We start from the raw sequence: 12,666 nt of genomic DNA, 5'->3' as shown, positions 1-12,666 counted from the left end.
GAGTAGGTGGCCGAGAGGATCATTACAAAGATTCGCAGGGATAGCGTCGCATTTGGATAACAGCTGGAAACTTGAATATCAGGCGACACGGTTCCCGTGGCCTGAGTTGAATTGGATGACGATGGCTCGCTCTAAGGCCGAGTGAAAGCTCGCGCAAATATTCTGTTTGCCGACATGTTGCTCAAACTCTGCCTGTTTCATCAGTTTTGCTGGCTGAGGTTGTGCGCCGCAGAGAATGAGGGTGCGATCGGCAAGCCGGCATTTTTCAGCCAAGTCCTCCAGCGACTGGAGCCCCGTCGCGTCAATCGCAGTCATGTTCCGCAAGCGTAGAATCAGAATGGGTGGCAAATCTTGCAAGCAATCGGCAATCAGCGAAACTTTGTCATTGCTGCCAAAGAGTAACGGCCCATGAATACGAAAGATTGCCACATAATCGGGAATAGGCATGCCTTGAAGGATATGTAACCACCCTTCTTCGACATACTGTGAGGTGACCCGTGTAACGGTGGTGGTTCCCGTCACCTTGCGGATGTATAAGAGGGCCGCGAGTACGATCCCACTTCCGACGGCAATCGTAAGATCGGCAAACACGGTCAACGCAAACGTGATTGCCCAAACGCTGACATCTGCCCAAGTGAGACGCACGAGCTTTGGAATCTCGTGCCATTCACCCATGTTGTAAGCAACGACTAGCAAGATCGCCGACAGGACAGCGAGGGGTATAAATTTTGCCAAGGGCGCGGCAAACAAGAGTATGCCAAGGAGAGTGAGCGCGTGAATCATGCCAGCAACTGGCGTTTGAGCCCCCGCCCGAACATTCGTGGCAGTCCGAGCGATGGCACCTGTGGCGGGGATTCCTCCGAAGAACGGACAAGCGATATTGGCAATCCCTTGAGCCACTAACTCCACGTTCGGGTTGTGTTTGTCGTTGCTCATTCGGTCTGAAACAACAGCCGAAAGCAAAGACTCGATGGCTCCCAAAAGCGCGACAGTGAGTGCGGAGGGAAACAGGGATTCCAACATGCCAAATTCGAAGTGTGGAACGGTGATTTTCGGTAAGCCAGTAGGAATACCACCAAACCGGGTGCCGATTGTGTCCACAGTCAAACCAAAAGCGACAACAGCAACCGTCCCCAGGACCATCACAACGATGTAAGCCGGCACACGCGGCAAGAATTTTCGCAGGGCAAGGATTGTCGCCATGGCGCTGAGTGCCAGAAGTGTGGACTGCCATGAGAAGTTGTTGATGTTTGAACAAACGGCTTCTAATCGTGCTACAAACTCGCCTGGAACTTTATCGATGGGAAGTCCGAAAAAATCCTTCAGTTGGGTACTTGCAATCAGAACCGCGATGCCGTTGGTGAATCCCACGATCACGGTTCTAGGAATGTATTTGACAGTTGCCCCCAATCCGGTGAGGCCCAGCATCAATAAAATAAGGCCTGCCATCACCGTACAGACCGCCAACCCATCGAGACCGTAACGAGCAACAATCCCGTAGACAATTACAACAAATGCACCAGTTGGTCCGCCAATCTGAGTTTTGGAGCCTCCGAACGCGGAAATCAGAAAACCGGCAACGACAGCCGTATAAATGCCAGACTGAGGTGGAACTCCGGATGAGATAGCAAAAGCCATTGCTAGTGGCAGGGCCACAAAGCCGACGGTGATCCCAGCCACCAAATCACGAGAGAAAGCTCGCCAAGAGTAGGTATGCCAGCATTGCGCGCTTTTAGGTAGCCAGTTATTCATTGCAAACGACCGCAGACTCGGGCATGTCAAACCTGCGCCTTTGTCATCAAAACACCAATCGCAGGCCCTCAGCAATTTGTAGTGCCAGGGAACGGCCAGGCATTATCTGCCATCTATTAATAAACAGGCAAAACAGTTACGTTAATTCGACATAATTATAGCGGTAAAATATTAAATAACTGTAACCTTCGGAAATGTAATCTCATGGCACGTACTTTTCTTGCAGTCGTTGGCGCGATTTATTTGGGCTTGGCACTATGGTGCATGGCTCAGCCGGAGAAGACGGCGGGCTCGCTGGGACTTTCGCTCAAACCGGGCTCAGGGCAAAGCGAATACTTTACCGTCTATGGCGGGATGCAGCTGGCGCTGGGACTATTCTTCCTCGCGCCGCTTGTGCGGCCGGAAATGTTGTCGACGGCTCTCTTGATTTCGCTGGTGTTTCACGGCTGTTTGGTGCTTTGCCGAACGGTGAGTTTCACGCTCTTCAGCGGCGTGGTGAATCCAACTTGGTATTTCGCAGCGAGTGAATGGGTGCTGTTCCTCGGCACGCTGGCCTTCTGGTGGCGTGGCCGATAGCAACTTACTTGCCCTTCACGAGTTCGATCATTTTTTTGCCAACGTCGGTTGAGTGCATGAGGCCGGAGAAATTTTCGGAACCGGGGCCGTAGCTGATGATGGCGACGGGCGTGTTCGTATGCGTGCCGGTGCCCCAGACGACGTGTTGCTGGCCGCCAAGAATATGGCCAAGCCGATTGAAACGCAGGTTTTCGCCATAGACGAAGAAGTCCTGCTGATCGGGCATTTGCGGCACGGTTTCGGTACCGAGATAGGGATGGCCCTTCTTGTAGTTGCGGTTGGTCGTGCGGGTGAGAATCTTGGTGGCGTCCTCTAGCGTGATGCTGTAGGGAGCCACCGATTCGTTGACCATCGTGACCAAGGTTTCGGGAGTCTTTAGCTTTTCGGGAAGTGCATCATAGGTTGTGAAAATTTCAAAGAAGCTCTTCTTCTGGGCCGCGAGATTGTCGAGCAATTCGTGCGCTGCGTAGTTGAAATTCGGAATAAAAGGGACTTTGCCAAAAGCCTTGCCGCTCAGTTGGCGTGGTTCAGGCAGGTCTTTGCCCGAGTAGCTAAAGCCAAACGAACCAGTTTCGTGATCGGCGGTGACCAAAACCAGCGTGTCGTCGCGCTCGCGGGCCCAATTCATGACGACGCGAATCGTGTCATCGAGCTGCAACAGCTCGTGCAACATGACGCCAGCGTCGTTGTTGTGCCCACCCCAATCGATTTGGCCCCCTTCGACCATCAAGAAGAAACCTTTGGGGTTCTGGCTTAACAATTCGAGGGCCTTCTCGGTCATTTCCACGAGAGTTGGTTCGATTCGATCTCCGCTGTCGAGAGCTTTGTTCTCGCTGATCGCGTCGAGCATTTCCGAATTGCCGAACAGTCCGAGAACTTTGCCTTCTTTAACGTCGGCGAGGCTTTTGTAATCGAAAACAAGCTTGTAATCGTTACGGGCTTCGAGCAGCAAATTGCGATTGTCTTCACGCCGTGAGTAGGGTTTGTAGACACCCCCCATCATTTGAATCAGAGCATCGTAGGCGGCAGAGTCGGTATCGTTGACTGCTTGGGGAACGAAATATCGCAAGCCACCGCTCAGGAGAACGTCGACCTTGTTCTCAAGCATGTCGACCGCGATCTCGTTTTCCATCGAACGATCGCGTTGATGAGCGGCAAAAGAAGCTGGCGTGGCATGAGTCAGTCGCGTGTCGGAGACAAGGCCGGTTCCCTTGCCTGAATCACGCGCGATTTCAACCACGGTTGGTTGAGCATTCCCTTCAAAATCGACGCCAATCATTTCTGAGCCCGCATAGGCCCCCGTCGCCAGTTGCGTCGCCGCCGCGGCGGAGTCGACCACGAGCGCGCCGTGTGGGTCGGTGCGGACCATCCCAAGTTCGCCATCGATGGCCATTTGTTCCATCGCGGCGATGCGATTCGGAACCTTCGAACCCGGTGCGTGACGGGCATAAGCAAACAGCAGGCCCATTTGCTGAGGGCCCATGCCGTCGCCGATGATGAGGATGACATTGCGAATCTTCGACGACTTGGCCGTAGCCTTATCCGTTGCCGTGAGAGGCGAACCAGCGGAAGGAGATGATACAGCAACTGCCGAGGCAGCCGAGTCCTTCGCCTGGGCAGTCGGAAATTGGGTAGACAAGCATCCCCAGCAAAGGGCAACGAGCATTAGCAAACGATGATGAGATACCATGAATCACTCAAGCGAACGGATAGAATCAGCTAAGAATGGCAAACCTTCATTATAACTCTCCCAGCGGAAACGCGCTGAGGGGCCATTTCGCGATTTTCCACATCAGGCGCGGTGATCGAGAGACACCGTATTTCTGGGTTCGTCAACGCGTGCCGCCAGCCCCGCGGCGATGAGTCGCAATACGAAACCAAGCAGGAAAATCGCGGCAAAATGGTCGATTTCGCCAAAAATCGACGGGTACGCTGCCTGTTGGCTGGCCCAGTCGAAGAGCAGGCCCCCTGCCACGGTGCTGAGGGCATACACGAGTTGAGTCCAGGCAAACCAAACAGCGACGTAGCTGGCGTACAATTCGCGTTTCGTCAGATTGAGCACCAGATTCGGCATGGCGACGTTGATCCCGGCGTAGGCAATCCACATGGCGTACGCCCCGGCGATCCACCAGCGTTGCTCGGGCGTGGCAATCACGAAGAAAAGCAGACCGCCCGCGACGAGGAGCTGCGACACGACCAGCACCGGCACGTTGCCCCGACGATCGATCACCCGCCCAATCCACGGCATGACTGCCGACTGGATGCCCTGAGAGGTTCCATCCAAGCCGATGCGTTGGGCGTAGGTGATGTTCAACACGCGTATTTGAAACAAGGCTTGCGCGGCGCCCGTGATTCCGTTGGCCAAGGAAAACCAACCTCCGTAAATTAAGTAGCGCAAGAAGGCTCGATCAAAAAATGGCGTGAAGATCTCTCGTAGGTGGGATTGTTGGATTGCGATCGGTGAGTGAACGTTGGGAACTCGCAGCAGCGGAAAAGTGGCTAAGCTGAAAATCATGGCACCGCTCACCACGCAGATGACATACCCCAGCCAAGCTTGTTCGGGGTGTCCTTGGTTCTTGGCATGTTCTTGCCAAAACCATGTGATCGCTGCTCCCAAGAGCATGCCAGCCACCTGCCCGGCATTCAAAATACCGGACCGCTTGCCAACAAATCGTCCGCGAATCCGTCGTGGCACGAGATCGCCGATCCACGACCAAAGGGCGATCGTTCCCAGGAACTCACAGAAGTGATAACAACTCCACAGGAAGACAACAGCTGCCAGCGATACCTCGGAGGACGGCAAAATTTTGGGTGCGGAAACCAGTGGGAGCGCCAACAGGAAAGCAGCGCTAGCTAAAAAGCAGATGATGGTAAAACGACGGCGATTCCCAATCCATGACATCAGCAGGGGAGTAGCGAGTCTCAGCACGCCGATCAGCCGCGGGGCCGCGAGAATCAAGCTGATAGCCAATCCCTTAGCGCCATAGAAACTAGCCAAATATATGACTAGTGCTGAGCCGACAAGTCCGTTGCCGAGCCCCCACAAGATCGCGTTGCCGTAGAGGCAACGTATTCCCAAACGGCGCAGTTTGGTTTTCTCGGCCAAAGAAACGGTTGTGGTGTCTTCACCCATACGGCTCAGAGTAGGGAGATTCTCGTCAAGACACAAGCCAGCGGCAGTTTACTTCTGGTCCACCTGGCACGCCGCGAAAAAAGTTTCTAGTTTTGCGATTCGCTTGGCAGTCCACCACCGCAGGAACTGCGACTGCAATCGCATAAGTGCCTTACGTTCGCTGATAACTCGGCCGGCTACGGCGACGGCCAGATCATCGGGCTCCATTTCAGCAAGCCAACTTTGATAGAGGCTCTGCGCCGTGGCATGGTCGTTGATGTCGCCCAAGCGGCTTTGCAACTCTTCGATTTGTGGATAGATATCGTTGTGAAGTTCGTCGGGAAACAAGCCGTGGAAGATCTCTAGGGAATAACGCAGTCGCTTACCAGCAATCCGCAGCTGGTGCAGCTCGGCAGTCGTGGGATTATCGAGCCGCATCAAGCGGGCAAACGGCGCGTAAGCCAAATGGACTGCCCCATGACCGTACTTCGCCAAGTTTGGTTTTTTGGAGGGCTTACCAAGGAGTTCCAGCGTTTGCTCTAAAACCTGATCGAGTTTGCCACTGGTGGCTTTCTTGGCAATTTTGACCAAAGGCTTCTGAGCTTGCTTACGCTCATCACCCAATCTGGCGATGGCATATTCCGTAACCTCGTTGGCTTCTTCTTCGGAAAAGCGTGCCAGCAGGACATCTTTATCACGGGCAGGACCGGCGGCATCGCGGATGCGGCTTAACCATTCTTTGAGCTTTTGCGGGTTTTCGTTCATCAAAGGAGCGAATGCCCTGAGCGCGGCCGAGGACCTTCGGCAAGCGACGCGGAGTTGATGCACGTGTTCCACATCATCCCGGTAATGATAGGCCGCATGCGGGAGTAACTCTTCCACGGAGTTGACTCGTTCGGTCAATATAGCTCGCGCAAATTCCCGTGCCGGAACATCGGGGTGACCATCTTCTGCCCATTTAGTGCTCATCCTGCCAGAGTAGTCTGGGGACGAGCCCGAGACAAATTTCAGGGGAGTTCCCGCTCCAGCCAAGCCAAATAATCCGCAGTGGCCGCGACAATCGGCGTCGCCACGATCTCGGGGCATTGGTAGGAGTGGACTTCGCGAATGGCCGTGGCGACTTTTTCGAACAAAGTCTCGCGAGTTTTGAGCGTACAGAGCCATTCTTCGCCGTTTTCGATCCCTCCCTGCCAATGGTAGACACTTGTGACCGGCCCGGTGACTTGTGCGCAAGCCACGAGTCGCGTTTCGATCAGCATCCGCGCGATCTGCTTGGCTTCGTCCCGAGTGGCTGTGGTTGTCGCGATTTGGATGAAGGGGGTCATACTTTAATTATATCTCGCCAAATCCCCCTTAGAATCGATTACAGAATTCCGCCGGTCCGTCCCCGGTTTCGTGGACAATTCGACCACGACCCGTAGTGGCGGGGGTGTTGTATCGCCACCGCCGGTTGTGGTTTCCGAGATGCAAACGGGCGATTTTTTCGAGGCCTTTTCCTGACGAGGATTTCCGTAGGTTTGCGATAAAATTTTCGGTTGTCAAAGAACGCGCCTACGATTGGGCGAACACCATTATCGTGATTAGAAAGCGCACCGCCACAACGATTATTGGCCGGGGTGTAGGGATTAAGCTACAGAGGACACGGAAAGCACGGAGGGAAGGTAATGAACCGTTAACGCCTGTGTCTGATCTCTGTGAAATCGGAAGTTACGGCACACTAAGTATTGAAGGTTTCTGCTGACGGTTGCGAAGAAAATATTTGCAATGTGTAATGTTAGTCTCGCTTCTTTTTAGGCTGAAATTCTGGCAAATGAATTACCGCCTCAGCAACACGCCAAACACGATCTTCTATAAGACGTAGTAACCAGTTGTTGTGTATTGCCAATACCTGAATTTCTTTGTTATCAACAGGGAAGTGGTGTTTTAGTTCCCTCAATTCGCTTTGTTCTTCGCCGCCGGTATGGGCAATTGCATTACGAACAAAACGGGCTACCTTTATTTCATGCTCAGTCCAGCAATCAGCGGCTAACTGTTCATTCAAGAAACGAGCAAGGTGACCAACAACTTTCGGCTCTTCCCTTGGTCGTTTATAAGTTGGCTGTCTGAAAGCAGCCCGGGTGGCACCTAGTAAGAAGTTATCGTAGGCGCTAAATGCGGCAGCGAAGCATATTCGTTGGGTCCCCCAAACTCCATGCCGAAAAAGTACATTTTCCAAAAAGCTTTGCCATACGTCCTGCACCGGTAGTTCTATGCTTGTTTTGTCAATTTCGTGTGTGTTGATTCTGATATTTAATAACGCGGCTTGTACCTTTGCTAATGAATCTGGATCGAGTTGATTAGCGAGATCGCCAATAAGCCGACGATTTACTTGTTTCACGACATCTGGAACGCAGGTAGTATCTCGTTTGCCGTTCAGATAGCCGTCATAGAAACTTACTATTGCGGAAGGAAGAAAGCGTGGCCATGTGGCAGCAAAAGTAACCGCTCTTAAGTCAGCAATTAGTCGATCCGTTACTCGTTTTAGCCGATTGTCTTCTGGAACAAAGTCAACAAGTTTTTGGGCCCATCCAACGGTTAACGCGATCTCATAATCTGCAAGATCGTCCGTCATTCGGAATTCTCTAACGGTAATTGGCACTCTACTTCCTCCTGTGACAAATCTTGACACTTAGCAAAGCACTACGCAACAAGCGCACGTCAGTACCCGCTGGCCTGAAGACCCTCCCCCTAGCCCCTCCCGGGGTAGCGGGAGGTGGATATGTTAGCTCCCATTCTTGCTTCCATAAAACCTTCTCCCAACTTCCGCCACATGAAAGGGCAAGCGGCTGCTGCGGGTGTAGATGGCATGTCCTGCCAAGTGGTGCCAGAAGCGCCAGCTGCGATCGTCGTAATCCACCAGCAAGGTGTGGCCTTCGTGGTGGATCCGTTGCCCCAGGGCATACCGACGTAGAAGTCGAAACCAAGTCACTTCGTTTTGCAGCACGCTTTGCAGTCGTCGGTCGGCAAGAAACGTGCGGATGGCCAGCGGCACGGGGATCATGTTTGTTCCCGCGATGCCGATTTGGTGGATGTAGTCGCCGTGTTTGGCGGTGAGAAAATGAAACGGGCGTAAGGGGAAGTGGGTACGGTGGGTGGGTAAGCTTTGCGAGGGTCGATGGTTCACAAAGTGGAGCAAGTTGTGATAACCGCGACTTTCCCAGCCGTAGCGGATCGGCGTGCCGAATGTCACGACGTCGAGCGGCAGTCGTCGGACCGGGTGGTCGGACTGCAAAAGTTTTTCGACCTGCTCCCAACAAGGCATGTCTGTTTCGTCTGTGAGCCACGGCTGATAGAACACTCGCGCGGCCTCAAAAAACTCTTGGCGTTTTGTTTGTTCGGCAGCCAAGAGATTGGTGACCAGCGCCAGCACATTGCCGCCGTGGCTATGTCCCCAGAGCATGACACGCGGCGGTGAGGGCGACGACAGATCGGCGTCATGATGCTCGGCGATCACCGCGAGGCGGGCGATCAAGCGGACGGCTCCATCTGCGCGGGCGATATGATTGTTCTGGCTCGACCAGTTGAAAATTCGCACCGGAATTTCGCGGCCCGTGGCGGCGGTTAATCCTGTTTGAAATCGTGTCGCGAACTTGGCCGTGTAGTTGCCTGTTTCGCCGATGATCGCGTCAACTGTTCCTTTGATCCACCGGCGCAGCTGTTCCGCCAAACGGGGGCTCAGTCGCTGCAATTCCGTCAAAGTTCCCAAGGCATCGTTGCCCGTAAACGTGCCATGGACCAAGAAGACTCCGGCCAGATTGGCGTGGCGATAAGGCTGGCACGCCTGGGCCAACTTGGCAGTGTAATCGGGGTGTTTCGGTTCCAGAGGATGCGACGTGTCCAGCACTTCAGCCGGTGCCTGGGGCGGCAAGGCGTGATAAGGCTGATGGCGGAAGTGGTTGGCGTGCGGCATGGCTGGCGGGGAAATCGCAGGGCGGGTCGACGGAATGGGCGTGAGTCCCCGCGATTTTCGCGTTTTTTGTGGGGTTGGTAAACGTGCGTTGCCGCGAACCAGCGTAGCCTGAAGCGGCTTGCAAGATTCGTGGCCGAAAAATGCGAGAAAAACCACCTCACCAAGTTTGCGCCGCGGTCCATAATTAATGGATTAGCCGCTTTTCTTTTTCGACAGCTCTCGTTTTATGTCCCGCCAGATTTGGATCACCCTCTACGGCGTTGCCATTTTTTTGACCGCGCTCTCCGTGCGCGCCGAAGCACCCCTCGATTTCGACCGCCAGATTCGGCCGATCTTGTCGAACACTTGCTTCACTTGTCATGGTCCTGACGAAGCGCGCCGCGAAGCCGATCTCAGGCTTGACCGCGAAGAGGATGCCAAGGCGGCGGTGATCGTGCCCGGCCATCCCGACGAGAGCGAACTGATTCGCCGTATCACGAGCGAAGATGAATTCGAGCGGATGCCCCCGCCCGATGCCAAGCAACAACTCACGCCCGAGCAGATTGCCTTGCTCAAGAAATGGGTCTCCGCGGGTGCGCCTTGGACCCAGCATTGGTCGTTCGTGCCACCTCAGGCGGCGCCGCTGCCCACGGTGAGCAATCCGCAATGGCCTCGCAATGCGATTGATTATTTTATTTTGAATCGCTTGGACCAAGTGAAGCTTTCGCCTTCGGCGGCCGCGAAGAAAGAAACACTCTTGCGGCGTGTGACGCTCGATTTGACGGGCCTCCCCCCTACCCTGGCGGAGCTCGATGCGTTTCTCGCCGACGATTCGCCCGACGCATTTGAGAAAGTTGTCGATCGACTGTTGGCTTCGCCCCATTATGGCGAGCACATGGCGCTTGAGTGGCTGGCGGCGGCACGCTATGCCGACACGAATGGCTATCAAGACGACGCGACCCGCACGAACTATCCGTGGCGTGATTGGGTGATTCGCGCGATGAACGAGAATCTGCCCTTCGACAAATTTACGCTCTATCAGCTGGCGGGGGATTTGCTCCCCAATCCCTCGCAAGATCAGCTGATCGCCACGGGCTTTCATCGCAACCATGCGCTCAATGGCGAAGGGGGCCGCAATTTCGAAGAATCGCGCGTGGAGTATGTGATCGATCGTGTCGATGCCACGAGTACGATATGGCTGGGCCTAACCGTGGCATGTGCCCGATGCCACGACCACAAGTACGATCCGATTTCGCATAAAGATTTTTATCGAATGTATGCGTACTTTAACAGTGTCGACGAATCGGGGGGGATTGATGTCTATCCACTGGCCAAGCCACTTTTGCCCTTGCCGACGGATGAGCAGCAAGCCCAGGTTGCTGAGCTGCGGAGTCAAATCGCGGCGGTCGAAAAAGAGGTTGCTGCTGTTCCGCAACCGACGCCAAAGCAGGAAGCCGAGTGGGAGGCCTATGCCAACAAATGGCTAGCGGCAGAAAAAGGGCAATCGTTTTGGCAGCCACTCCGCAACCCGGAGTTAAGCACCAAGCAAGGCTCCAAGCTGAAATTGCTCGACGATCAATCGGTATTGCTCGTGGAGAATGTCGATAGCAACGAGGACTACACGCTCACGATCCCGTTGCCGGCGGGGAAGCATTATGCATTGCGTCTGGAAGCGCTGAAAGATCCCAGTCTCTTCAAGGGTTTGTTCAGCACGTCGATTTCGGGTGATTATCGCGTGACCACGATTAAGGTGGAACTCGACGGGCAGGAAATTAAGCTCGTCGATCCGCAGATGAATATCACAAACTTCGATGGCCCCAACGGTCCACTCGACGGCAATATTCGGACGGGCTTCACGGCGGGCAATCCTCGGGAAGTGCAAGGCAATCCCACGTGGATGGCTTATTTTGAAAAGCCGATAGAAGCCAAAGCCGGAGCCAAGTTGGTTGTGCAACTTCGCAACGAATCGGTCGACAGCTATGCCCCCATTGGTCGTTTCCGGGTTTCGCTGACGGAGTATCCGCGACCGACGTTGGCAGAGAATCTCGGTTTATCGGGTGATGTCGTAGCGGCACTGGCCGTTCCCGCATCCGACCGCACGCCTGAGCAACGCAAATCCATCACTGAAGCAACCCGGGCTTATTTGCAGTTGCCACTTCGTGACAAAATTCACGGTTTGGAAAAACAAATCGCCGCGACGGAAGCGACGTTTCTCAAAACCATGATCATGCGCGATCGAGCCGAGCCGCGCGAGACGTATCTCTTGCAACGTGGGGTGTGGGATGCCCCAGATAAGAGCGAAAATCTGCTCCCCGATGTGCCGGAATGCTTGCCGCGACTTTCAGAAGATGCACCTAAGAATCGGCTGACGCTCGCCGAGTGGCTGATCGATCCTGCGCATCCGCTCACCGCGCGCGTGACGGTGAATCGCTACTGGCAGCATTTCTTCGGCACGGGCTTGGTGAAAACGAGTGAAGATTTTGGTGTGCAAGGGGAGCGGCCCGTTCATCCCGAGCTTTTAGATTGGCTGGCCGTTGAATTTGTACGCAGTGGTTGGGATGTGAAGGCGCTGCACAAGTTGATCGTGATGTCGGCCACTTATCAGCAGCAGTCCGACGTAACACCCGAACTGGCCGAGCGTGATATTTACAATCGGTTGCTCGCCCGTGGTCCACGGTTTCGACTTTCCGCGCAAGCCTTGCGCGATCAGGCTCTCATGCTGAGTGGTTTGCTGGTCGATCAACCCGGTGGGCCCGGTGTGAAGCCTTATCAACCGGCCGGTGTGTGGGAAGATTTTAGCTTGGGCAAGATTTCGTACGAGCAAGGACACGGCGAAGATCTGCACCGACGGAGCGTTTATACATTTTGGCGGCGGTCGGTGGGGCCTACGATGCTGTTCGACAATGCCGCGCGGCAAGTTTGCACGGTGCGTCCTTCACTGACGAATACGCCGCTGCATGCACTCACGTTGCTCAATGACACGACATACATCGAGGCTTCGCGGATGTTTGCGGAGCGGATCTTGCGCGAAGGGGGCAGTACGCCCGCCGAGCGAATCGCCTTGGCGTTTCGGTTGGCCACGGCACGCGATCCGTCCGAAGCAGAACTGACGAGCATGCTAAAGACACTCCGATTTTTGTTGGATGAGTACGCCGCTAATCCCCAGGCTGCCCAAGAGTTTCTTAGTGTTGGCGAAGCACCGCACGACGAAACGCTCGACCCCGTGGAAACGGCCGCGTATGGTGGATTGATGAATGCGATTTTGAATTTGGATGAAGTGGAAAACAAAGGCTAGTGG

The 12,666-nt window shown here is 54.5% G+C and carries 9 protein-coding genes; 2 read left to right on the top strand and 7 right to left on the bottom strand.

Annotated features, from left to right (window positions below; genetic code table 11):
• Positions 1-78 precede the first annotated feature (78 nt).
• Positions 79-1,752, bottom strand: coding sequence for a SulP family inorganic anion transporter (locus AC6T8Q_RS09665; RefSeq protein WP_500678877.1), 1,674 nt, complete (start codon positions 1,750-1,752; stop codon positions 79-81).
• A 204-nt stretch (positions 1,753-1,956) separates the two neighbouring features.
• Between AC6T8Q_RS09665 and AC6T8Q_RS09660 the strand changes: the two genes are divergently transcribed.
• A complete protein-coding gene (locus AC6T8Q_RS09660) occupies positions 1,957-2,328 on the top strand; it encodes a DUF4345 family protein (protein WP_500678876.1) in 372 nt (123 codons plus the stop codon).
• A 4-nt stretch (positions 2,329-2,332) separates the two neighbouring features.
• Here AC6T8Q_RS09660 and AC6T8Q_RS09655 read toward each other — a convergent pair whose 3' ends face one another.
• The 6 genes from AC6T8Q_RS09655 to AC6T8Q_RS09630 all read right to left on the bottom strand — a co-directional run bounded on the left by AC6T8Q_RS09655 (position 2,333) and on the right by AC6T8Q_RS09630 (position 9,389).
• A complete protein-coding gene (locus tag AC6T8Q_RS09655; RefSeq protein WP_500678875.1) occupies positions 2,333-4,018 on the bottom strand; it encodes an alkaline phosphatase in 1,686 nt (561 codons plus the stop codon).
• A 102-nt stretch (positions 4,019-4,120) separates the two neighbouring features.
• A complete protein-coding gene (locus AC6T8Q_RS09650; protein ID WP_500678874.1) occupies positions 4,121-5,461 on the bottom strand; it encodes an MFS transporter in 1,341 nt (446 codons plus the stop codon).
• 48 nt (positions 5,462-5,509) lie between these two features.
• Positions 5,510-6,409 carry a CHAD domain-containing protein gene (locus tag AC6T8Q_RS09645; protein ID WP_500678873.1) on the bottom strand — a complete coding sequence of 300 codons (900 nt, stop codon included), beginning with the start codon at positions 6,407-6,409 and terminating at the stop codon, positions 5,510-5,512.
• A gap of 38 nt (positions 6,410-6,447) precedes the next feature.
• On the bottom strand, positions 6,448-6,765 hold the full coding sequence (cutA, locus tag AC6T8Q_RS09640; RefSeq protein WP_500678872.1) for a divalent-cation tolerance protein CutA: 318 nt from the start codon (positions 6,763-6,765) through the stop codon (positions 6,448-6,450).
• A 449-nt stretch (positions 6,766-7,214) separates the two neighbouring features.
• Positions 7,215-8,051 carry a hypothetical protein gene (locus tag AC6T8Q_RS09635; RefSeq protein ID WP_500678871.1) on the bottom strand — a complete coding sequence of 279 codons (837 nt, stop codon included), beginning with the start codon at positions 8,049-8,051 and terminating at the stop codon, positions 7,215-7,217.
• Between the two features lie 150 nt (positions 8,052-8,201).
• Positions 8,202-9,389 (bottom strand): hypothetical protein, encoded by a 1,188-nt coding sequence (locus tag AC6T8Q_RS09630; protein WP_500678870.1) that lies wholly within the window; start codon positions 9,387-9,389, stop codon positions 8,202-8,204.
• Positions 9,390-9,615: 226 nt separating this feature from the next.
• Between AC6T8Q_RS09630 and AC6T8Q_RS09625 the strand changes: the two genes are divergently transcribed.
• Complete coding sequence (locus AC6T8Q_RS09625) at positions 9,616-12,663, top strand: PSD1 and planctomycete cytochrome C domain-containing protein (RefSeq protein WP_500678869.1); 3,048 nt, start codon at positions 9,616-9,618, stop codon at positions 12,661-12,663.
• Positions 12,664-12,666: the final 3 nt, after the last annotated feature.

The sequence above is a fragment of the Bythopirellula sp. genome, from assembly GCF_041737835.1.
Taxonomy (GTDB): domain Bacteria; phylum Planctomycetota; class Planctomycetia; order Pirellulales; family Lacipirellulaceae; genus Bythopirellula.
Note: the sequence above shows the minus strand (reverse complement) of the source record. Positions and strands in the feature narration are given on the sequence as shown.